This window comes from Stutzerimonas sp. C6.4V, from assembly GCF_058536345.1.
Map to the genome: position 1 here is coordinate 2,348,097 of NZ_JBZUBM010000001.1, position 22,907 is coordinate 2,371,003.

Annotated in this window: 18 protein-coding genes; 12 read left to right on the forward strand and 6 right to left on the reverse strand. The window is 62.2% G+C overall.

Going from position 1 to position 22,907, the window contains the following annotated elements:
- Positions 1 to 121: 121 nt before the first annotated feature.
- The 6 genes from AC4LFW_RS10975 (at position 122) to AC4LFW_RS11000 (ending at position 6,629) form a co-directional block, all read left to right on the forward strand.
- Entirely contained in the window at positions 122 to 829 is a 708-nt protein-coding gene (locus AC4LFW_RS10975) for a response regulator transcription factor (protein WP_491819104.1), read from the forward strand.
- On the forward strand, positions 790 to 2,160 hold the full coding sequence (locus AC4LFW_RS10980) for a HAMP domain-containing sensor histidine kinase (protein WP_491819106.1): 1,371 nt from the start codon (positions 790 to 792) through the stop codon (positions 2,158 to 2,160). The genes AC4LFW_RS10975 and AC4LFW_RS10980 overlap by 40 nt, the downstream gene beginning before the upstream one ends.
- A 129-nt stretch (positions 2,161 to 2,289) precedes the next feature.
- Entirely contained in the window at positions 2,290 to 4,263 is a 1,974-nt protein-coding gene (locus AC4LFW_RS10985; RefSeq protein ID WP_491819107.1) for a ligand-gated channel protein, read from the forward strand.
- Positions 4,264 to 4,435: 172 nt separating this feature from the next.
- The gene (locus AC4LFW_RS10990) at positions 4,436 to 4,738 is read left to right on the forward strand and encodes an iron transporter (protein WP_491819108.1); all 303 of its coding nucleotides are present in this window, start codon (positions 4,436 to 4,438) and stop codon (positions 4,736 to 4,738) included.
- Positions 4,735 to 6,297: a PepSY-associated TM helix domain-containing protein gene (locus tag AC4LFW_RS10995; protein ID WP_491819109.1), complete on the forward strand. Its 1,563-nt coding sequence runs from the start codon at positions 4,735 to 4,737 to the stop codon at positions 6,295 to 6,297. Before AC4LFW_RS10990 ends, AC4LFW_RS10995 begins: the two co-directional genes overlap by 4 nt.
- A complete protein-coding gene (locus AC4LFW_RS11000) occupies positions 6,294 to 6,629 on the forward strand; it encodes a DUF3325 domain-containing protein (RefSeq protein WP_491819110.1) in 336 nt (111 codons plus the stop codon). Before AC4LFW_RS10995 ends, AC4LFW_RS11000 begins: the two co-directional genes overlap by 4 nt.
- Before the next feature lie 277 nt (positions 6,630 to 6,906).
- Here AC4LFW_RS11000 and AC4LFW_RS11005 read toward each other — a convergent pair whose 3' ends face one another.
- On the reverse strand, positions 6,907 to 9,141 hold the full coding sequence (locus tag AC4LFW_RS11005; protein ID WP_491819111.1) for a TonB-dependent siderophore receptor: 2,235 nt from the start codon (positions 9,139 to 9,141) through the stop codon (positions 6,907 to 6,909).
- Between the two features lie 204 nt (positions 9,142 to 9,345).
- On the opposite strand from AC4LFW_RS11005, the gene AC4LFW_RS11010 reads away from it, so the two are divergent.
- Positions 9,346 to 11,346 carry a peptidase U32 family protein gene (locus tag AC4LFW_RS11010; protein ID WP_491819112.1) on the forward strand — a complete coding sequence of 667 codons (2,001 nt, stop codon included), beginning with the start codon at positions 9,346 to 9,348 and terminating at the stop codon, positions 11,344 to 11,346.
- Positions 11,347 to 11,415: 69 nt separating this feature from the next.
- On the opposite strand, the gene AC4LFW_RS11015 is transcribed toward AC4LFW_RS11010, so the two are convergent.
- Positions 11,416 to 11,712 carry a hypothetical protein gene (locus AC4LFW_RS11015; RefSeq protein ID WP_491819113.1) on the reverse strand — a complete coding sequence of 99 codons (297 nt, stop codon included), beginning with the start codon at positions 11,710 to 11,712 and terminating at the stop codon, positions 11,416 to 11,418.
- A 161-nt stretch (positions 11,713 to 11,873) separates the two neighbouring features.
- Here AC4LFW_RS11015 and AC4LFW_RS11020 point away from each other — a divergent pair, with 161 nt between their 5' ends.
- Together AC4LFW_RS11020 and AC4LFW_RS11025 are read left to right on the forward strand one after the other, a co-directional pair.
- A complete protein-coding gene (locus AC4LFW_RS11020) occupies positions 11,874 to 12,293 on the forward strand; it encodes a septal ring lytic transglycosylase RlpA family protein (protein WP_491819115.1) in 420 nt (139 codons plus the stop codon).
- A 165-nt stretch (positions 12,294 to 12,458) separates the two neighbouring features.
- Positions 12,459 to 13,772, forward strand: a complete 1,314-nt coding sequence (locus tag AC4LFW_RS11025) for a methyl-accepting chemotaxis protein (RefSeq protein ID WP_491819116.1) — start codon at positions 12,459 to 12,461, stop codon at positions 13,770 to 13,772.
- Between the two features lie 18 nt (positions 13,773 to 13,790).
- Here the strand turns inward: AC4LFW_RS11025 and AC4LFW_RS11030 are convergent, their stop codons facing one another.
- Both AC4LFW_RS11030 and AC4LFW_RS11035 read right to left on the reverse strand, forming a co-directional pair.
- On the reverse strand, positions 13,791 to 14,852 hold the full coding sequence (locus tag AC4LFW_RS11030; protein ID WP_491819118.1) for an alpha/beta fold hydrolase: 1,062 nt from the start codon (positions 14,850 to 14,852) through the stop codon (positions 13,791 to 13,793).
- A 116-nt stretch (positions 14,853 to 14,968) separates the two neighbouring features.
- Entirely contained in the window at positions 14,969 to 16,159 is a 1,191-nt protein-coding gene (locus tag AC4LFW_RS11035) for a sugar transporter (protein ID WP_491819119.1), read from the reverse strand.
- 349 nt (positions 16,160 to 16,508) lie between these two features.
- Between AC4LFW_RS11035 and AC4LFW_RS11040 the strand changes: the two genes are divergently transcribed.
- Together AC4LFW_RS11040 and AC4LFW_RS11045 are read left to right on the forward strand one after the other, a co-directional pair.
- Positions 16,509 to 17,372: an SDR family oxidoreductase gene (locus AC4LFW_RS11040; protein ID WP_491819120.1), complete on the forward strand. Its 864-nt coding sequence runs from the start codon at positions 16,509 to 16,511 to the stop codon at positions 17,370 to 17,372.
- 205 nt (positions 17,373 to 17,577) lie between these two features.
- Entirely contained in the window at positions 17,578 to 18,174 is a 597-nt protein-coding gene (locus tag AC4LFW_RS11045) for a hypothetical protein (RefSeq protein WP_491819121.1), read from the forward strand.
- A 48-nt stretch (positions 18,175 to 18,222) separates the two neighbouring features.
- On the opposite strand, the gene mepA is transcribed toward AC4LFW_RS11045, so the two are convergent.
- Together mepA and AC4LFW_RS11055 are read right to left on the reverse strand one after the other, a co-directional pair.
- Positions 18,223 to 19,038: a penicillin-insensitive murein endopeptidase gene (gene mepA / locus AC4LFW_RS11050; protein ID WP_491819122.1), complete on the reverse strand. Its 816-nt coding sequence runs from the start codon at positions 19,036 to 19,038 to the stop codon at positions 18,223 to 18,225.
- Positions 19,039 to 19,097: 59 nt separating this feature from the next.
- On the reverse strand, positions 19,098 to 20,234 hold the full coding sequence (locus AC4LFW_RS11055; RefSeq protein WP_491819123.1) for an alpha/beta hydrolase family protein: 1,137 nt from the start codon (positions 20,232 to 20,234) through the stop codon (positions 19,098 to 19,100).
- A gap of 168 nt (positions 20,235 to 20,402) precedes the next feature.
- Between AC4LFW_RS11055 and AC4LFW_RS11060 the strand changes: the two genes are divergently transcribed.
- Positions 20,403 to 22,838, forward strand: a complete 2,436-nt coding sequence (locus AC4LFW_RS11060) for a helicase-related protein (RefSeq protein ID WP_491819125.1) — start codon at positions 20,403 to 20,405, stop codon at positions 22,836 to 22,838.
- Positions 22,839 to 22,907 lie beyond the last annotated feature (69 nt).

The following is a 22,907-nucleotide window of genomic DNA, read 5'->3' on the forward strand; positions in this document are numbered from 1 at the left end:
AACAAGCAAGCCTGTCGTGCGAAGCCCAGCTGCGAACACCTGCATGTACGCCTGAACGTCGAGCTTGCCGTCCCTACACCCTCGCAATCTATAATCGTTCTTATTTGCACGGATACCCGCCATGCCAGCTTCCACCGCCCGGCAGATCCTGGCGATCGAGGACGACCCGGTTCTCGGCGCGCATCTAAAGACTTCGCTGGAGAGCCACGGCTTCAGCGTTACCCTCGCTGACGAGGGTGTAGCCGGATTGACCCTGGCCCACGACACCGATTACGACCTCATCCTGCTGGACGTGATGTTGCCGGGTCTCGGCGGGATGGAGTTGCTGACCGAACTGCGAACCCGTCGACGCACACCCGTGTTGATGATGTCCGCACTGGGTAATGAAGCGCATCGCATCCAGGGATTCGACAGTGGCGCCGACGACTACCTGCCCAAGCCGTTCAGCATTGAAGAATTGCAGGTGCGTATCGCCGCCATACTCCGCCGCGTGGCCTACGAGCGTAGCGAGCGCAGTGCGGCGGCGGCGGCAAACGATGATCTGTTGCATTTTGATGACCAGCGCAGCGACCTGCGTTACAGCGGCCGTTGGATCGGACTGACTGCCACTGAGTACCGCCTGCTCAGGGTGCTGCATGAGACGGCAGGCGAGGTACTGAGCAAACCTTTCCTCTACCAGCAAGCCTTGCGCCGGGGCTATTCGCAACACGATCGCAGCCTCGACATGCACATCAGCAACATTCGTCGCAAGCTCGCCCGCCAGCACGTTGCACTCAGCCTGGAGTCGGTATGGGGCAAGGGCTATGTACTGGACCGGCCAAGCTGCTGATGCCCAACCGACATTCATTGTTCTGGCGTCTGGTAGTGCTGGTCGCGGGGTTCTGCCTGGCCATGATCTGGGCCAGCGGTTACGTTAGCCGACAGATCGACCACAATACCTCCTATCTCTCGCGGGAGGCCCTCGAGGTGCTCGGCCGCTATGGCGACCAGGCCCAGGCCGCCCTGCTACAGGGGCCTGACCAGTTATCGCAGTGGCTGGCAGCAGTTGCCGAGAGTGAGCCGAGCTGGATGGTTGTCGTCGACTCGACACTCCAGCCGCTCGGTGGGCAACAGTTGAGCGCCCAGGAGCGGCAGCAGCTGACCTTCGTGCGCAACGTCGAGTGGCCGATGAGCCGCCGTAACAAGGGGCTGCCGCTGATCTCCATCCCCATGCCGGAGGTCGACGCGCAACTCATCATGCGGCTGCCGGAACGCTTTCGTCCCTGGCGCCACCATGCCCTGCTCACGACCGCCGCGGTATATGTGCCGTTGGTGTTGCTGTCCATGGTGTTCTGCTGGCTGCTCTATCGCTTGCTGGTTTCGCCGCTCGATGCCCTGCGCCGGCAGGCCAATGCGGCGCGTGACAACCATCTCGAGACTCTGCTTCCCCCCTCGATCGCCCGTCGCAGTGACGAACTCGGCGAACTGGGACGATCACTGGATTACCTGACCCAACGCTTGCGCGACACCATCGGCCAACAACAGCAGCTGCTGCGTGACCTGTCCCATGAGCTGCGCACGCCGCTCAGCCGGCTGAGGGTCGCCTGCGAAAGCGAACTAGGCGCCGAAGACATGCGCAACCGCACCGACCGTGAAGTGCTCTGCATGCAGCAACTGGTGGACAACACCCTGCAATTCGCCTGGCTGGACAGCGAGCAGCCGCGCTTCGAGTGCGAACCGGTGAATGTGCCGGCACTCTGGGACCTGCTGTGTGAAAACGCCTGCTTTGAATCCGGCTGGCCGCGCGAACGGATTCAAGCCGAGGTGCCCGACGCTTGCCGCGTGCTTGGCAACCTCAACGCGCTGGCACAAGCCATGGAGAACATTCTGCGAAACGCCATCCGGCACTCCCCTGCGGGCGCCGCCATTTGCCTCACGGCCCATCGTGAGGCCGAGCAATGGCGTCTGTGCATCGCAGATCAGGGTCCGGGCGTTCCCCCGCAACAGTTGCACGCCATCTTCCTTCCGTTCGCCCGACTCAGCACGGCCCGCCCAGGGGGCGACGGTTTCGGGCTGGGTCTCGCCATCGCGAGAAGCATGGTACTGATGCAGGGCGGCGAGATATGGGCCGAAAACGGCTCCGCTGGGCTGCAGATGAACATCCGGCTGCGAAGTGTATAGTTTGTAAACGCGCTTTACTCTCAAATGCGAATGAATACTATCCGTACGCGGTGGTGCTGAATATCACCACCGTTGCAAGCGCGCCCAAAAAGGGCGAGCAGGACGGATGCTTTTGAGGGGGACGCTGTAATGGTTATCTACTGTCGGCACAAACTGACTTGTGCGATCGCTGCGGTGGCATCTATGGGTGGTATGGCTCAGGCGCAGGAAGCCGTCGAGCTGGGGAACGTCGTGGTTACCGCTTCCGGTTTCGAACAGCAGATCAAGCAGGCTCCCGCGTCGATTTCGGTGGTAACCCGCGAGGAACTCGAGAGCAAGTCCTATCGTGATGTAACCGATGCGCTACGTGACATACCAGGGGTGGTCATTACCGGCGGAGCCAGCTCCAGCGATATCAGCATTCGTGGCATGGCGTCCAAGTACACGCTGATCCTTATCGACGGCAAACGCATGGAATCGCGCGCGACGCGTCCCAACAGCGACGGGCCTGGCATCGAACAAGGCTGGACGCCTCCCCTGGAGGCTATCGAGCGCATTGAGGTCGTGCGTGGGCCGATGTCTTCCCTCTATGGCTCCGATGCCATGGGCGGCGTAATCAACATTATCACGCGCAAGGTGGCCGATACCTGGCGCGGCGGCGTGCGGACCGAAAAGACCTTCCAGGACCGCTCCGATTCCGGTGACTACCACATTCTGAACGGACATTTGTCAGGCCCTCTGGTCGATGGCCTCCTGGGGCTGCAAGTCTTCGGACAGACGTCTCGCCGGGACGAAGACGACATCCCTCGCGGTTTCAACGAGCAGAAGACCGACAGCGCAACGGCCAAGTTGGCGTTCACGCCGAACGCGTCCAATGACATCGTTCTGGAAGCAGGCAAGACCGAGCAGGAGCGAAACGCTAGCGTAGGCCGCTCCGGCACGGGCAACAGCGACTCGCTATCGGATTACGACCGTACTCATTACGCCATCAGCCACACCGGCCGCTGGGACTGGGGCCAGTCCGACACTTATCTGCAGCAGGAGCGCATCGAAAACCCAGGGCGCGAAATGGAGCTGGAAAACAGCGTGTTCAATACGCAAAGCTCGCTGTTCCTGGGTGACCACATCGCCACACTCGGTGGCCAATACAAATACGAGGACCTGTCCGACGAGGGCAACCAACTGGCCGGCGCAGAGGACCTGACCCAGCTGACACGCTGGTCCTGGGCGCTGTTCGCTGAGGACGAGTGGAGCCTGACCGACAGCTTCGCGCTGACCACCGGCCTGCGCATGGACCGAGATGAAAACTACGGTACTCATTGGTCTCCACGCGTCTACGGTGTATGGCAAGCAGCGGAGCAGTGGACGTTAAAAGGTGGCGTTTCCAGTGGCTATCGCTCGCCGGATATCCGTGCGGCTGTGGACAACTGGGGCCAGATCACCGGCGGAGGCCGGGGCGATCCCGCTGTGATCGTCGGCAACTCGGCACTCAACCCTGAAAAAAGCCTGAGCAAGGAAATCGGCGTGTTATGGGACAGCCTCAACGGTGTCTCGGCGGGCGTGACCCTGTTCAACACCGACTTCGAGGACAAGATCACCGAGCTTCGCCGCTGCACGGATACCACCGGCAATGCCTCGGGTCAGTGCGTCGTCAATGGCGAAGCGTACCGTTTCATCAGCGACCGCGTGAACGTCGACGAAGCGCGCATGCGCGGCGTGGAGGCGACCTTCGACTGGGATATCACCGAGACGCTCTCCCTGGGTGCCAACTACACCTACACCGAATCGGAACAGCGTAGCGGTGACTTCCGCGGCGAGCCGCTGAACCAGATGCCCAAGCACATGTTCAACACGATGCTCGATTGGCAGGCCAGCGACCGCCTTGGCACTTGGGCGCGGCTCAACTACCGCAGCGAAACCTCGGAATACCTGTCGCGCACCAGCATGGCGGACAGTACCCCGGCGTACACCCTGGTCGACCTGGGCGGCACCTATGCGCTGAACCGGAACGTCAAGCTGCTGGCCGGTGTGTACAACATCTTCAACGAGCAGATCGACTACGACAGCTACGAAACCGTGCTGGACGGGCGTCGCTACACCTTGGGGGTGAGCGCTTCGTTCTAAGTGGTCAAGAGGGAGACACCTTTTCCAAGGTGGCTCTCCTCGTTCAGACGACGCACGTAACGACCGCAGGTTCGGACCGGGCGGCAAAGCGTCATCGGTTCATCACAACATGCCCGGCCGGCGCTTACGACGGTTGGGCATTTTTCGTAAGCCCCTCACTGGAAAGCGCGTCGTGACCCGTTCTGCCACTCAACCAAGAAGGGCCTGGCCTGCCGTCGTGGCCCGCACCATGCTGGCTATTCTGGGCGGTTACACCTTCACCTATGCCTTCACTGCAGCGCTCGCCCAGTGGCTGCCGATGGATCCGGTGGACGCGATTACCACCGCGTCGTTGCTGTCGTTCGTCGTGTACCTGACGTTCTTGCTTTGGGCATTCGCGGCAGTCTCGCTCCAACGGGTACTGATCGGTGCCGGACTCACCCTTCCCTTGGCGGTCATCGGGTTCTGGCCGCAGTTGCTGGAGGTGTTGAGATGAAAGGCAGCCTGACGCAATCGATGTCCTGGCTGCACACCTGGTGTGGGCTGTTGCTCGGCTGGATGCTGTTCGCCATCTTTCTCACCGGCACCCTTGCAGTGTTCGACAAGGAGATCAACTGGTGGATGCAACCGGAGCTGACCGATCGGGCGCAGACACCTGCCGCTGCAGCCAATGTGGCGCAGCGCTGGCTGACGGACAACCATGCGGACCAATCGAACTGGAACATCAGCCTGCCGACTGAGCGCTCGCCTGATCTCAGCGTATCCGTCGGCGAACGTCGCCGCGACGCCGTAAGTACTCAACTGGACCCGGTTTCCGGGGCGACCATCGAGCCGCGCGAAACCATCGGCGGCAACTTCTTCTTCCATTTCCACTACACCCTGCACCTGCCGCGCACCCTCGGAGTATGGGTGGTGGGATTCGCTGCCATGGCGATGCTGGTGGCGCTGGTCAGCGGGGTCATCATCCACAGGAAGATCTTCAAGGAGTTCTTCACCTTTCGCCCAGCCAAGGGACAGCGCTCCTGGCTGGACGCGCACAATGCCAGTGCCGTCCTGCTACTACCGTTTCACTTGATGATCACATACACCGGCTTGGCGATCTTCTTCTTGCTTTACATGCCCGCGGCGGTGGATGCCGTTTACGAAGGCGATCGCCAGGCCTATTTCCGCGACGCACAAGCAGGCCGAACAACCGGACAGGCAGCACGCGGTGAAAGCCGTGGCGGTCAGCCCGCCTTGAAGCTAGCGGCACCACTGCTACCACTGGGCGAGATTGTTAGCCAAGCCGAAGCGCACTACGGGCCCGGAATGATCGGCGGTCTGGCCGTCAGCAACCCTGGCAAGACCAACGCCCAGGTCACGGCGCGCCCCGTGCTGGGCAACCGCATCGAGCTGACCAAGGGCGAAGGCATGGTCTTCAACGGTGTCACCGGCGAGCTGATCAAGGCGCCAGAACCGTCACGCACCAGCCTGCTGACCCAGCGGGTGATGGCGGGCCTGCATTTCGCTCAGTTCGGTGGTTATCCCATGCGCTGGCTGTATTTCGTCTGCGGCTTGATCAGCTGCGCCATGATCGGTACGGGGCTTGTGCTCTACGCAGTCAAACAGCGCAAGCAGGCCAAGGCGAACCCGCACTTTTTGGGGGTGGTGGAGAGCCTCAACATAGCGGTCGTCGCTGGGCTCCTGCTGGCCTGTACGGCACTGCTATGGAGTAATCGGCTGCAGCCGGCTGCGCTTGCTGACCGTCAGGACTGGGAGCTGCGGGTGTTCTTCGGCATCTGGGCACTGAGTTGGCTACACGCCTGGTTGCGTAAGCCGCTGACTGCCTGGCGCGAACAGCTTTCATGCACTGCACTGCTGGCCGTGACCCTGCCGCTATTGGACCTTTGGAATGCACAGGGCACCCTGGACAGCATGCGGCTATCACTACTGGCGAGCGTGGTCTCGATGGGGCTGCTGTTGGGCTGGACCCTTCGGAAAATCCCGACGGTAATCGCCGCCCGAAACGCCCACTCGCCTCGCCCAAGCCGCGCAGCTCACGGAGCATCCTCATGAACGGTCCAGCCCTGTTCGCCAGTCTTATGCTGGCCTACGCCGGCATGCTGGGTTTCTGCCTGGGCAAAGAGCGCCACTGGAAGCAGCTGGTCAATCCGCGCGTACCGATTGGCCTCCGTCACGTATGCATACCAGCCGGTAGCGTTCTGCTCGGGCTGGCCGCTTTCGCTGCTTGCCAGGTCTGGCCCAGCGGCATGGCCGTGGTCGGTTGGTTCGGCCTGGTCTCGCTGACGGGCTTCGCGTTGCTGATGTTGGTCCCCTATGCGCCGCGGGTGGCGATGTCGTTGCCCGTGCTAGGCGCGGCGATCTGGGTGGTAGTGGCGTCGCTATAGGACATCGAGCGGCTGGTCGCCTAAGCGCACGCGGAACTATCTCCAGACCCGTGCGGCACAGCCTGTTCATAGCCGTTCACGGTACAAATCAGCGGCGCGAACAGATGTCGATCGGGGGCCCATTGCCCCGGACCTAAAACTCCGCCCATCTGCGTCGCGGCTCTTCTGCCAGATAGAAGCTAGGCATTACTAAAAAAAAACCCGGCCTTGCGGCCGGGGCTTTTGATATTGGCTTTCTGGATCACCCTGACAAGCAACCCTTCTGCCAATGCATCCGTTAGAAGCGATACTTCGCGGATGCAGTGACGCTGCGGGGCGCACCGTATGTCAGCGCGCCATAGGCCTCGAACATGTCGAAGTATTCCTCGTCGGTCAGATTGTCCACATTCAATTGAGCGGTGAGGTTCTCGGTCACATCGTAACGCGCCATCAGGTTGACCAGCGCATAGGCTTCCTGCTCGACCTTCTCCCGGTTGCCGGCGGGGTTGGTGGCATAGGTGTAGATGCTGTCCTGCCAGTTTACGCCGCCGCCGATGGTCACCTTATTGAGTGCACCCGGTAGACGGTAGGTCGTGAAAGTCCGCACCAGCTTGGTGGGGAAGCGCGTGCTGCGGGCGTTACCGTCCGGGTCCTCGACTTCAAATTGGGTATAGCCCGCCATGAGATTCCAATCCGGAGCCAGCTCGCCGGAGATCTCCAGTTCGAAGCCCTCGCTTGTCACGTCGATAGGCTCGTACGCAAACTCTCCCGCCATGCCGCCGGGAACGGCAATACCCGTGCTCTCGCCCAGGCCATCCTGCTTGATCTTGAAGATGGCCGCGGACGCGTTTAGCCGGCCTTCGAAGAATTCGCCCTTCAGGCCTGTCTCGTAGCTTTCACCGATGACCGATTCCAACTGCTGACCGCTAATATCCCGCCGCGCCTGGGGCTGAAAGATATCGGTGTAGCTGGCATAGGCCGACAGGTTTTCTGTCAGGTCGTAAACGATGCCGGCGTAGGGCGTCAGTTCATGCTCGTCCAGACGGGAGGGCGACGTGAACGGGGTGTCGTCACTGGTCTTCTCGTAGCGGTTGTCACGCGCGCCCAGGATCACTTTCAGGTCGTCCGTCACGCTCAGTCGAGTCACGGCGTACAGCCCTTTCTGGGTCAGGTCGCCGTAGCTGTAAGGGGTCAGCCCTCCCCAGACCGGCGCAGGAAAGTCGCCGTCATAGGCATCGAAATTGGCGACGCCACCGAAGCCGCTCTGCGCGACACGCCTGTCGGCATCAAAGTCCTGCTGACTATAGATGTAGCCGAAAGCGACCTCGTGTTCTCGCCCCAACAGCATCACAGGCCCGCCGAAGCGGATGCTGTAATCGTCCTGCACGGTTTCAGTCTTGTAGGAGCCAGGAAAGGATGACATCGGTGCGCTGCCGTCGCGGCCCGGGTTACCCGACAGGTACAGCAGATAAGAATCGGAGCTGCGTTCGCCGCGGTTGTAGCTCAGGTTCAATTCCCATTCATTGGCGAAGCGGTGATCGAGATTGATGAAGTAGGTGTCGTACGTGCTGTCCCATTTACTCCACTTGGCAGAGGTCGTCTTGGAACGGCTCCAGTCCGTACGGCTGCCATCGGCATACCAGATCGGCAGGCCGCCCCACATCGGCGAGTCGGAGTCGTTTGTCTGCCGGCTCAGACCGAACCAAAGGGTGGTGTCTGGAGTGAGGTCAATGTCCATGGTCCCGTAGAAGGTTTCGCGCTGTTTGGATTTCAGGTCAATCCAGCTGTCTCCTTCGTTGAACTCACCCACCAACCTGGCACGTATCGTACCGGCCTCGTTGACGGCGAACGACAGGTCGCCCTCCGTACCATAGGTATCCCAGCTTCCAGCGCTGACCTCGACCGAACCCGTCAGCTCGCGGCTGCTTGCACGTTTGCGGACCAGATTGAGCGAAGCAGACGGGTCTCCGGCCCCCGCCATCAGACCGTTTGCTCCGCGCACCACCTCGACACGGTCATACATCGCCAGGCTGCTGAACATCTCGCCCGAGCTCCATGGTTGCTCCCATATAGTCGGCACACCGTCGATCATCAGGGAGTTGATCGCGAACCCACGCGCGTTGAACTGCGCCCGATCCGTTTCGTAACGGTTGACCGAAACACCGGTGGTGTTATTCACCACATCAAGGATGGTCTGCATGTCCTGATCTTCAATGCGCTGCTGCGTTATCACGCTGACCGACTGCGGCGTTTCGCGAAGGGACATGCTGAGCGGGGTGGATGTGCGTGCCGCGCCCGTCGTGTAGGAGCCAGTTCCTTCCGTCACGTCTTGCACCGCCTTACCGGTGATGGTGACCGCTTCGAGCGTGGTTGCCTCGTCTGCCTCAGTTGCAGCGGCGGACTGGGCGTAAACAGGCATGGCGGGAAGGATCGCACCAACCGCGAGTAGGTGAACTACCAGTGTGAGCGGCTTCAGGGCGAGCTTTGAGCGACCGGCAGCGGGGTTGAACTCGGCAAACGTGGTGTTCGACATCTCTGGCTTCCATGTAATGGGATCGATTATGAGAATCTTTCGCATTATATATTCGTGCCCAACCCGCCGAAAGCCCCTCGATGAAACGAATGAACGACCAAGCCATTAAAATTGATAGCGCGCCCTACTCGCCCGGCGGCCAACCCCAAACCGGCTCCAAGCCATTACAATGCGCGACTTTCGATTCACAGCCGGTCCGCGCCCATGTCCTTGCCCAAGCACCATCTCGAACTGCTCTCCCCCGCTCGGGACACCACCATCGCCCGCGAGGCCATCCTGCATGGCGCCGATGCGGTGTACATCGGCGGGCCGAGTTTCGGGGCGCGGCACAACGCCGAGAACAGCGTGGCGGATATCGCTGAGCTGGTGACATTCGCGCACCTGTTCCATGCCCGGGTGTTCGTCACTATCAACACCATCCTGCATGACGATGAGCTGGAAGCCGCGCGTGCACTGATCTGGCAGCTCTACGAAATCGGCGTGGATGCGCTGATCGTGCAGGACATGGGCGTGATGGAGATGGACCTGCCACCAATCGAGATCCATGCCAGCACCCAGACCGACATCCGCACCCTCGAGCGCGCCAAGTTTCTGGACCAGGCCGGTTTCTCTCAGCTGGTACTGGCCCGCGAGCTGAACCTGCAGGAAATCCGCGCAATCAGCGATGCGACCGACGCGGCCATCGAGTTCTTCATCCACGGCGCGCTGTGCGTGGCGTTTTCCGGTCAGTGCAACATCAGCCATGCGCAAACCGGCCGCAGCGCCAACCGTGGTGATTGCTCGCAGGCCTGCCGCCTGCCTTACACGCTGAAAGACGACCAGGGCCGCGTGGTGGCCTTCGACAAGCACCTGCTGTCGATGAAGGACAACAACCAGAGCGCCAACCTGCGCGCGCTGGTGGATGCAGGCGTGCGTTCCTTCAAGATCGAAGGGCGCTACAAGGACGTGAGTTACGTCAAGAACATCACCGCGTACTACCGTCAGCGCCTGGACGAGATTCTCGAAGGCCGCCCCGATCTGCAACGCGCCTCCAGCGGCCGCACCGACCACTTCTTCGTGCCGGACCCGGACAAGACCTTCCACCGCGGCAGCACCGACTACTTCGTCACCGACCGCAAGATCGACATCGGCGCCTTCGACTCGCCGACCTTCACCGGCCTGGCCGTGGGCGAAGTGCTCAAGGTCGGCAAGCATGACCTGACCGTGCAGACCCGGGAGCAGTTGTCCAACGGCGACGGCCTGAACGTGCTGGTCAAGCGCGAGGTGGTGGGCTTCCGCGCCAGCGTGGTCGAGCCGCTCGCGCAGTTCGAGGAAGACGGCCAGCCGCTCTGGCAGTACCGCGTCGAGCCCAACGAGATGCCGACCGCGCTGCGCCAGTTGCGATCCAACCATCCGCTCAACCGCAACCTGGACCACAACTGGCAACAGGCCCTACTGAAAACGTCCGCCGAGCGCCGCGTCGGCGTGCGCTGGCTGGCCCGCCTGAGAGCGGACGATCTCGAGTTGCACGTCACCAGCGAAGAAGGCGCCTACGCCAGCGTATCGCTCGCCGGCCCGTTCGGCGAAGCGAAGAAGCCGGAACAAGTCCCCGGCCAGATCGCCGACCTGCTGAGCCAGCTGGGCACCACGATCTACCACGCCGAAGAAGTGGATGTGGACGCGCCGCAGGCGTTCTTCATCCCCAACTCGCAGCTCAAGGCACTGCGCCGCGCAGCCATCGAGGCGCTGACTGACGCACGCGAAGCCATCCGCCCGCGCGGCGCGCGCAAGCCGGTCAGCGTGCCACCGCCGGTCTATCCTGAATCGCACCTGTCGTTCCTCTACAACGTCTACAACGAGAAGGCCCGGGCCTTCTATCACCGTTATGGCGTGCAGCTGATCGATGCGGCCTACGAGGCCCACGAAGAAACCGGCGAAGTGCCGGTGATGATCACCAAGCACTGCCTGCGCTTCTCCTTCAACCTGTGCCCGAAACAGGCCAAGGGCGTGACGGGCGTACGCACCAAGGTCGCGCCAATGCAGCTGGTGCATGGCGATGAGGTACTGACCCTGAAGTTCGACTGCAAGCCCTGCGAGATGCACGTGATCGGCAAGATCAAGGGCAACATCCTCAACCTGCCGCAGCCCGGCAGCGCCAGCAGCGTCGTCGGCCATATCACCCCGGCCGACCTGATGAAGACCATCCGCAACAAGCCGCACGCCTGACTAACCACTGCAGTACAAAAGCTGGTTGTCCGTGGCTGCTCTGAACAGCCACGGCAATGCGCCATGTACTCAGAAGGTGACTGACGCTTGTACCTGCGATTCTTGGCGCATTACATTGGCTTGTAGCTCGCCCACGTAGCGCGCCTCTTCGCGGATCGGCACCCAGCCCTTGCTAGCACTGCTGACTTCACTCGCCTGCTTAAGAACCTGCTCCGCCACAACTGGCGCATCGACAATCTGAACTTCAGGCAATACCGTTGTCTGCTCTTCCTCAGCAACCGCAAGCGCCAGGGGACTGAGGGAAAAGGACAGCAGCAGGCAACGCGAAATGCCCCTGCCGGTGTGACGCGAAAGCGGAAAGTGCACGAACGAATCCCTAGCTGAATGAGAAGTAATCGCAATCTACCACCCACAAACGCAAATAGCTCGCAATAGCGATCCATTCCCATAAACACCGATCGCACGAAGCCTGGGCGATCGCTCGATACCCGTCGGCACAGCCTCCCATAGGCAGACAAGGAACGAACATGCTTAAAGGGTCAACTCGCTGGATCGCAATGTCATTACTCGCCGCCGCGCTGGCCGGTTGCGCGACACCGCCGCCGAAGGAGCCATCATCCGGCACCGAGACCCAGCCATCCACCGAGCAGGGCGAAGCCATAGGCTCGGGCAAGGCCTCCTTCTATGCCCAACAGCACCATGGCAAGTTGACCGCCAGTGGAGAACGCTTCGATCAGCACTCGCTGACAGCCGCCCACCGCACCCTGCCCTTCGGCACCAGGGTGCGGGTCATCAATACCCGCAACGGTAAAAGCGTCGTGGTGCGCATCAATGACCGCGGGCCGTTCGTGCGCGGGCGGGTCATCGATTTGTCAAAGGCCGCTTTTCAAAGCATCGCCAGCACTCGCTCAGGGGTCATCCGGGTGCGTCTTGAACGGGCCGACTAATTGCCCATCCTTCACGCGCCCGGCCAACCCTTGCCGAACCCGCTTTTTCAGTCAGACAAGGAGAACCTCTCCCGTTGCGGTCGTGAGCCAAGGCGATGAACGTGTATCAAGAACTCCGGCAGCATGCCGATAGACAGGCACGTCCACTCAGTTCCTGGTGCCCCCATGTTCAACGGCCATCTCAAAAAACAACTCGAAGAGCAGGCTGCCGAGCTGTCCCTGCTGCGTCAACTTCGCGATCAGATGAGCGCTACGAAATTGTCGGTCACCCTTGATCCAGAATTCCGGATGGTGGGCCTCAACCAGGCATTCGCCAGCACGCTCGGTTACCGCGTCGAGCAATTGCAGGGACGCGCCATGCTGGAGATCGTGCCGGCTTACGTGAAGGCCCTGCCGTGCTTCCAGAAATTCCGTACGGCGGTGTCCCAGCTGGCGCCGGTCAACGACGATTACCGCTTTCTGCGTGCCGATGGCAGTCTCGCCTGGCTGCACATCGACTGGTACCCGGTTCAGGACAAAGCAGGCGCGTTGCTGCACATCAGCGGCTATGGACGGGAAGTGACAAAGGAGCTGCAGCTGGCAAAGGAGAACGAGGCGTTTATCAATGCCCTGCTCCGCTCCTCCGCGGTCATCGAGTTCAACCTGGACGGCACGGTTGTTACCGCCAACGAGCCGTTCTTGAAGGGCATGGGTTATTCGCTCAAACAGATCGTAGGCAAGCACCACCGCATGTTCTGTACTCACGAGGAAGCCTCTTCGCAGCAGTACCAGGCGTTCTGGGAGACGCTCAATCGCGGCGAGTTCGTCGCGGATCGCTTCAAGCGCATCGACAGCATGGGCCGGGACGTCTGGCTCGAAGCGACCTATAACCCCGTCTACGATACCGAAGGCAAGCTCTGCAAAGTGGTCAAGCTCGCCAGTGTCGTGACCGAGCAGGTCGCTCGGGAAGAAGAAGTCCGAGAAGCGGCCAGCATCGCCTATGACGTGTCTCGCAAGACCGACACCTGTGCCGAGCGCGGCGCCGTGGTGGTCAAAGACACGGTCGCGACCATGCAACGCATCGCAGAAGAAGTGGAGTCGGCAACCCAGGGTATCGAGGCGCTGGGCCAGCAATCACATCTCATCAGCTCCATCGTGCAGACCATCGGCGGCATCGCTGCACAGACCAATCTGCTGGCGCTCAACGCAGCCATCGAAGCGGCGCGTGCCGGGGAACAGGGTCGGGGCTTCGCGGTCGTGGCCGATGAAGTTCGGCAGCTCGCAGGCCGCACCAGCGCAGCCACCGAAGAGATCGTCAGCGTGGTGGAAAAAAACCAGTCGCTGGTCGACGAAGCCGTTCGGGAAATGGCCAACAGCCGCGAACAGGCTTCCCAGGGCCTGGCGCTGGCGAACCAGGCCGGCGCCGTGATCGTCGAGATTCAGGACGGCGCGAAACAAGTCGTCAGTGCGGTTGGGCGCTTTGCCAACGAGCTCAAATGACCCATCCGGGTTCGGCGCTCATGGTTGCCCGCCGCCTGAAAGGGCTTCGCCGTCACTGCTGCCCTGAACCTCGGCGATCACTTCGTTGATGGCTCGTGCAATCACATCCGGATGGTCTTCGGGGCTGAAATGCCGGCCCTTCGGGATACGGATCAGCGGTGCACCTAGCTCCTCGGCCAGGCGTTCGCCAGTGGCAAATTCCAGCGGATCGGCGTCGCTCCATACGACGCGCTTCACCCCGCCGATCACTGACAGCTTTCCAGCCAATGCCTGGGTATCGCGGGCACTCATGCTATCGAGCTGGTGAGCGAAGGCCTTCGGGCCGATCGCTCTGGAATATGGCTGCCAATGCAATTCCGCCGATCTGGCCCGGCGCCCGGCCTGGTCATGACCGAGGTTGGCCAGTCCGGCCAGGAAGATCGGCTTGAGCAGGGCTGACGGCAATTTGCCGATTACCCCGGTCTGCTTCTTGGCCGCCCGTACCGCCGCCACTGGCCAGTTGTCGTAGGCCACACAGTCCGCCAGCACCAGCCCGCGGCAAAGCTCGGGGTGTTTGACCAGCAGCTGCTGGATCACACCACCGCCCACATCATGCCCGACGAAGACTGCCTGACGGATGCCCAAGTGCTGCAACCAGCCATAGAGATAGTCCGCCTGGCTTGCGACCGAGATGTCTCGATCGAGCCCCTGCTCCATCGACCAACCGAACCCCACCAGCTCCCAGGCCAGGCAGCGTACGTTGGTCTGCACCAGCTGGGGGACGACGTAGCGCCACAAGCGCGGGTGCGTCGGGATGCCGTGCAGCAGGATCACCGGAATGGCATCCGGCTCGGTGGCACCCTGTTCTTCCCAGCGCATCAGGATACCGTTGACCATCGCGCTCCTGACCAGCTCCGGAGCCTCGGGTAGGTCGCTGGCCGATTCTTCGGCTTGCCTGCCGGTCAACGCAGACCCGATGCCAAGCACCGCGGCGGCATAGGCCGCGGTGCGCAAACGACCGCGCGGCAAGGCCAGGGCAGAGGCAGCGGCGATGCCGCCGAGTAACAGGCGATTCTTGTCGAGCTTTTCAGAGAGTTTCATGAACGCGTCCTGGAAGGGATATAAGGATGGGTACCTCTTCCCTCCCCAGGGTTCCCCACCCCGGACGGCTCCGCGACGAGGGGCAGCCGGACGAACTCTCGCCGCCTCGTCAACCGTCAGAGTGCCGCGCTGTTCACCGGCCGGGCGAAACGATAGGTAGCAAAAGCGCACAGCACCACGCCACTCAGCGCCAGCAATCCGCCGACGATGCCGACATTGCTCAGTCCCAGGTGTTGCGTGACCAGGCTTCCCAGCAGCGCGCCGCCGCCGATGCCGATGTTGTAGATACCGGAGAACATGGCCATGGCGACATCGGTGGCATCGGATGCAAGGTTCAGCACCTTAGCCTGCAATGCCAGGCCAAAGCACATTCCGGCAATGCCCCATACCACCACCAGTGCGCCCAGCAGCGAGCTGTCACGTGCAACTGGCAACAACAGCAACAGGCAGGTCGCCATGATGGAAATTGCCGCGATTAGGAAGCCCTTCGGGTAACGATTGCTGTAGCGGCTGAACAGCACCGAACCGAGGATGCCGGCGCTGCCGAACAGCAACAGCAATACCGTGGTCATGTCACCGCTCAGACGCGCGATGGTCTGTGCGAACGGCTCGATGTAGGTGTAGGCGGTGAACTGTGCGGTGATAACCAGTGCGGTCAGCACATAGGCAGCCACCAGCGCCGGGCGCTTGAACAGTACCGGCAAACTGCGCAACGAGCCGGAGTTCTGGCTCGGCAGCAACGGAAGCGTGCGCGCCAGCACCACCACGACCAGTGCAGCGATCACGGCAATCGACAGGAAGGTCGTGCGCCAGCCCAGCAGCTCGCCAACCACCCGGCCCAGCGGGATGCCCAGCACCATCGCCAGCGCACTGCCGGTGGCCAGCAGCCCCAGCGCCTGCGCCTGCTTGCCTTGCGGGGCGACGCGCACGGCCAGCGATGCGGTGATCGACCAGAACACCGCGTGCGCCAGGGCGATACCGATGCGGCTGAGCATCAGCATGCCGAAGCTCGACGCCACGCTCGACACCAGATGGCTGCCGATGAACACCACGAAGAGGAAGATCAACAGGGTACGGCGCTCGAAATTACGCGTCAGCAGCATTATCGGCAGCGACATCAAGGCCACCACCCAGGCGTAAATGGTCAGCATCAGGCCGACCTGGGCAGGCAGCATGCCGAACGAACGGCCGATGTCGCTGAGCAAGGCGACCGGGACGAACTCGGTGGTATTGAAGATGAAAGCGGCCAGGGCCAGCGCGACGACGCTGAGCCAGCTCCCGGGCCGGGAGCACTGCGATTCGTTCATGTTGATGAATGTCTGGAAAGCAAACGGCAGCCCCGGTACGCCAGGAAGGCGCGCCGCAGCGTGGCGAATGTCGGGTGTGAAGGAAAACGGCCTTGCCTGACCGCCACGTGGCTCCCGTCCCGCTAGCCTTCGATTACGAGCGAGATGACGAAAAGATCGTCGGGGGCGACTGGCCAGTCGGCGCGGCGCGGATTCTACGCGCGCGGATTGCCGGTGTCAGGTCAGGCATGGGCGTCGCGACGAGTGGCCGATCACGGCCACCGCCTGCTGCACCGTTCGGCGTTCTGCCGAAACTTTCCCACCTGGCGCCAGCCGTAACTACAGAACCATCCACCTCACTGGAGCATGTATGGCTTACCCGAAGATCCCCGCACAACAACAGGACCGTCTACCCGGCCGAGAAACCGAGATGCACCCGCAGGCCGAGTTCATCCGTGACAGCTACAAAGGCAGCGGCAAGCTGGCCGGCAAGGTGGCATTGGTCAGCGGTGGCGACAGCGGCATCGGTCGTGCAGCTGCGGTGCACTTCGCTCGCGAAGGAGCCGACGTGGCCATCATGTACCTCGAAGAACATGAGGATGCGGAAAACGCCAAGCGGATGATCGAAGCCGAGGGCCAGCGTTGCCTGCTGTTGCCCGGCGACATTCGCGACAGCAGCCACTGCAACGATGCCGTCGAACAAACCGTGAAGACCTTCGGTCAGCTGGATGTGCTGGTCAACAACGCCGGGCGTCAGGAAGTCCAGACGCGTCTCGAGGACATCACCGACGAGCAGTGGGAGAAGACCTTCGCCACCAACATCCATGGCTACTTCTACCTCACCCGCGCCGCCCTGCCCCATCTCAAGGCAGGTGCGTCGATCATCAACACCACATCGATCAACTCCTTCATCGGCAACCCGATGCTGGTCGACTACACCTCGACCAAGGGCGCCATCGATGGCTTCACCCGTGCCCTGTCGCAGCAGCTGATCGAGCGCGACATCCGCGTCAACCAGATCGCTCCCGGCCCGGTCTGGACGCCCCTGCAGCCGCCGTCCCTTGGCAAGCATGACCCGCAACTGCTCGAGGACTTCGGCAGCCAGATGCCAATGGGCCGCTGCGGCCAGCCGTCCGAACTGGGCCCGGCCTATGTGTACCTGGCGTGCGAGGACTCGTCCTATGTCAGTGGCCAGACCATTCACATCAACGGCGGCAAGGTGGTGAACGGCTGACCCTGCCTGCGCATCAAGCCGCGCGTGACACGTGCGGCTTTTGCCCACCTCAGATACCGCCGAAGCATGGCGTAATGAGAGCGAGCGGAACCATCCTGCCGGCTCCCGCCCAAACAGTCAGGACGGCACGTATTCGTCCTTCGCGCGCGAGACGCTCGCCGCGCACTCCTACCGCAGCCAGGCCTGAACAGCCCACAGGTGAACCATGACCCAGATTCTCATTGCCGCCTTCGACCGCTACACCGAAGCCGAACAAGTCAAAACCGAACTCCTGAGCCAGGGCGTGGCCAACGACGCCATACAGATCTCCGCCTCGTTCAACCCGCAAAACGTGGACAGCAGCCGCGTCGAGGTCATCGGGGAGGAGCCGGACGATGACGCTTCGGTGGCTGAGAAGGTCGGAAGCTTTTTCAGCAAGATATTTGGTGACGACTCCAGCAAACATGCGGGCCGCTACCCCGAAGCGGCCCGTCGCGGATCTACCGTCGTCACCGTCACGCTGGAAGACGACAGCCAGGTGCAGGCAGTCGAGCAACTAATGGAGCGCAATGGCGCCATCGACATCGACGAACGCAGCGCCAGCTGGGGTAGCGATCAGGCCACGCCAGTGACCGCCAGCACCGAGACCCTGACCACCGGCTATCCCGATGCCACCTCCATCAGCGAGGACGAGGGCAAGCTCAACGGCATGGCCACTCCGGATCGTGGGGCCGACGACGGGTCGATCCCCGGTCGTGCCGAAAACGAGAAAGTCGTGCGGCGTGACAATACGGCCGGACGGGTACGGATCATCCCCCGCTGAGGGCACGCAGAAGCCGCCGCTCACCAACCGACTCGCATCAGCGCCCCCTTAATGGCTGAACACCGCATTGCATGCGGCAGGCAGGCGCCGGCTGGGGGTGGCCATGGCTTCCGGGCGCGGCGTTGGAAGTATGGCCTTGCAGCCCTCGCCGGCTGGCGGCGGTGGCTGGTCGACGCAGTCGCTGGCGCCTTCCGGGCAACGCAGGCGCACGTGCAGATGCTCATCATGGAAGGGCCAGGGCCGGATGCGTTGTAGCCAAGAACGGTCGTCCCACTCACGCTGGCAGAGGTCTCGCTTGACCGCGCCATCGACGAAGATCCGTGTGACCCGCGGGTCCTGCGCGGCAAGGCGAATCAGCTTGGCCTGCTCATCGGTCCACCGCGTCGTGTCCAGCTCCCCGGTTGTTTCGTCGACCAGAATGGGTTGCTCGATGCCCTCGCGCTCGTTGCGGGGCAGCGGTGGCAGGTCTAGACGGAACCAGATGTCGACGTCCAGCCCGCTCTGGTGGCTGACATGCCCATAGGACATTGGCCCACCACGCGGCTGCGCCATGTCGCCTACCAGCATGGGGCCGATCCCCGCGCGCTCGACCCGGACGCCAAGCCGCTCGATGTAGTCGATCAGATCCGGGTGTCCGTAATGGCGATTACGCTGCAGGTCCACGGCCTGATAGCCCTCGCCCTCTGGCGGCAGCTGTACCGCGCCGATCAGACAGGCTGCGCCATGCTTGCCGATCACACGTGGCTCGCCGGGCAGCGGCTCGGTCACGCTGGACCAGTCCCGGTCCGCCGCGCTGGCCGCTGAAACCAGCCATCCGGCCAGACCGCAGGCCCCCAGTGCCCGCCTGCAAAGGTGACTCGACATGCTGATTCGTTGACTGCTCATAACGACTTCGAAGTCCTTCTATTGATGCGAACCTTGGATCACCGCTGCTGACGTGAAAGCCACTCCAGCCCAGGCCGGTAGAGCATGTCGTGCTCGCCCTCGAACAGCACCAGCTCGGTAGGGCCAGATTTCAGGTACAGCAACACCTCGGCATCCGCCTCGGCGAACTGCGGAAACTCGTCGTTGCCCTTGGCCGACCGCTGGCGCAGGGCATCCGGGACCTGACGGGTTTCCATCAGCTGGTTGATTTGCTCTTCAGGTATGCGGTCTTGTGCATCGGCCAGATCATTGAACGCATGCAGCGCCTGTTCCGGCGGGACGGTGGTGTCATCGATGCCGTGGGCGATGAGTACTCGAATATCGCCCGCCACCTCTGGCACGTGGCTACTCGGGCTGCGCTTGCGGCATTCATCGAAGGCGCTGGAGCCCTGAGTCGGCTCGCCGCCGCAGGCCTGCTCGATTTCGCCGGCATACTTTTCCCCGCGCGCCTTGTTCCACTGGTGCCAGGTCACCAGGTCATAAACCGGCACCCAGGCCGCAACGCCAGCAAAGACGTCGTGGTTGCGACTCGCCAGGTGCAGTGCATTCATCGCGCCGCCCGAATAGCCGAGCAGGTAGATTCGCGACTCGTCGATTTCAGCATGTTCGCGCGCATATTCGAGCGCGTCCTGCATGTCGGAAATCGCCAGATCGGAGGCGGTCGACTCAGGACGACCATCGTTCTGGCCCCGGAAGTTCGGGTGAATGAACACCCAGTCGTTGGCAATGGCGAACTGGCCCAGCGGAATGTCGATGTTCTGCAGGTAATCGGTGCTCCAGCTGTGCAGCACCATGAGCAGAGGTTTCTGCTTGTCTGAGCCCGAGTCGTAGAACAGCGCCGCCTGCTCGCTGTCATCGGCGCTGGACGGAATCTTGATGTCCTTTATTTCCGGCGTTGCTTCACGCCAGCGGGATAGCTCGGCTATCGCCAGGCCGCCTGGATAGTTGGTGACCCGGAGGAGATCGCTGGGGTGCTCTAGTTCGTCTGCCTGAGCGTTCCCGACACCAGCACCGGCCAGCACCAGGATTCCGAGCATCAAGGCGCGGACTAACAGATCGTTGACGCGCCATGACGGACCCACGTCCGCCAAGACAGCCTTTAGCGAATAGTTGCTTTCACCTTTGCGAAGCATCATGGCCGTCATCTCCCGCGGGTCGGTTGTGGGTCGTATAGGATTTGCGACTCCCAGCCATTGCATACGTTCGCCCTTCTGCGAGCCGACGCATGGCCCCTCCCGTGCTGCTCGTATTGCGCGGGCCGATTGTCCAAACTTGCAGCACACCTGATCAGAGAGGCGTCGATCATGCGCAAGGCCGAAGCCAAACACCGCCACACCCACAAACTCGAACGATTGCAGCGTTTTTTGGACTGGGCCAGCGAGCACCATCCCGATTTCGTGCCGAAGAAAAATCACCAGGAGAAATGGTTCAGCACCTATCTGGGCCACCAGCCACCGGAAATCGGCCGCGCGGCGCGATTGTTCTGGCTGGGGCTGGACCTGCCAACGGTCGAGGCGAATCTTGAGGACGCCAAACCGACCCGCCTGATCGGCCGACTGCTGAACCGGGATGTGAACGATTTCAGCTGTACCGTCGATATCTTTGGTATTGAAAAATCGCTGGATTGCGGCCCGGTGCAGAACCTGCTCGAACCCGAGTTCGCGCTGCGCATCGATGACAGCGGATCGATAGACGAATTCGAACGCAACGTGTGCGCCGCAGTGGAGGCCCTGGTCCGGGATCGCCTGCATGTTCTGCAGAAGCCGTTCACGAGCCTGAGCGATGAACAGAAAGCCCAGTGCCTGGAGCGCCTGCCCGCCAGGCTTTCCCGCCTCGATGATTTTGCGGCGCGCGCCGTCGACATCGTCAACGAGGTCAAGCATGAGCTGCGCTATGTGGTCGAGCTGCGCCACGGCGAGGTCGCCCTGGACATGCAAAGGCGCATCCCGGGCGGGATGGGTCATGTGCTCAGCGAGCAAGAAGTGGCGCAGCTCAAAGACGAAGACCGTCAGGCCATGAATGCCAAGTTCGAGATGATGATCGAGGAAGCGCAGGACTTCGATCTGCAGCTGCTCGGCGAGAAGCGCCTGACCGAAGTCTTCATGATGGAGCCGAAAAAACTGCGCCGCACCATCCGTTTCGCCCGCGAGGACAACCGCGAGAAGATGGCCTTCGCCGTGCTGCTGGAGAACAACCCGCGCTTCGTGCATTACCACAAGCTCTACGCAGCACGGCGCATCACCCGCACCTGGACCGCCCTGCTCGGCCCGACCAACAGCGGCAAGACTTACCAGGCGATCCAGGCCATGACCGGCGTGACCCACGCCATCTACCTGTCGCCGCTGCGCCTGATGGCCCTGGAAAACCAGGAACGCATCGAATCCATGGGCGTGCCCTGCTCGCTGGTCACCGGCGAGGAGGAAATCATCCGCGAGGGCGCCACGCACTTTTGCTGTACGGTCGAGGAATTCGCCCGTTTCCGCCACGAATCCTGGGACGTGGTGGTGATCGACGAAGTGCAGATGATGGCCGACTCGCAACGCGGCTGGGCCTGGGTCGATGCGCTGGTCAGTGCCTATACCCAGGACCTGATCATGACAGGCCCGGAGCTGATCCAGCCGTCGCTGAAAACCCTCTGCGACCTCTGCGAAGACCAACTGGTGGTCAAGCGCACCAAACGACTTTCACCCGTGGACGTGGCGCGCCGCTCGACCAACCTGAAGCAGCTCGATGCCGGCTCGATGCTGGTCGCCTTCAGTCGCAAGACGGTGCTGGACCTCAAGGCCATGCTGGAGATGACCGGCAAAAGCGTCTCGGTGGTCTACGGTGCACTATCGCCGGAAGTTCGCCGTGAGCAGGCACGCCGCTTCCGCGAGGGTGAGGCTGACCTGATGGTCGCCACCGACGCCGTGGGCATGGGGCTCAACCTGCCAGCGCATACCCTGTGCTTCTACACCGACGAGAAGTACGACGGCATCCAGAACCGCCAACTGAAGGTGCAGGAGGTCAAGCAGATCGGCGGCCGCGCCGGGCGCTTCGGGCATCACGACAGCGGCCTCATCACGGCGCTGGACGGGCAGACCCTGCAGTCGATCAAGCGCCTCTTCCACAGCGCCGATCTGCCGGTGGACCTGTCGCAGTTCCAGGTGCGGCCATCCATCGAACACCTGCAGGCCATCAGCGAGCTGATGAACGAGCCGAGCCTGTTGCGGGCCTGGCTGACCTTCAACCGCAACATCAACTACGGCGACGAATTCATCTCGATCCTGCCCGACGAGCTGGCCGAGTGGATCAAGCTGATCGACGACCCGACCATCGAACTGCCGCTGCGCTGGATCTTTGCCTGCACGCCGATTCGCGGTGGTCTCGACAGCCCGGCCGCCGTTTTCGCCCAGCAATGGCTGAAGAAGGTCGCGCAGGACAAGGAGATCCCATTGCCGCGGCTGATCATCGATGCCGACCTGGCAACTCTTGAAAGCTCGCTGCACGTCATCGAAACCTACCTGCACCTGGCGCGCACGCTGCCGGCACACTTCCCGGCGCTGGAGCAGGCCGAAGAGCACCGCAGTCTGCTCAATGGCGCCATCACCCGCGAGCTGTCACGCCAGCGCAAGCCGCGCAGCTCGGACCGCCGGCGGATCTCAGGCGAAACGCGTAATTGCAAGGGCTGCGGCAAGGCGATGCCGATGGCAGCACGCAAGTTTCGGCTGTGCCAGAGCTGTTTTCGTGAGCAGCGCTAGACGGTTTGCAGAGCACGGCGGCACTGCGGCTCAGCGCCTTCATTACCTCTCAATGGTTGCCCATTGCGG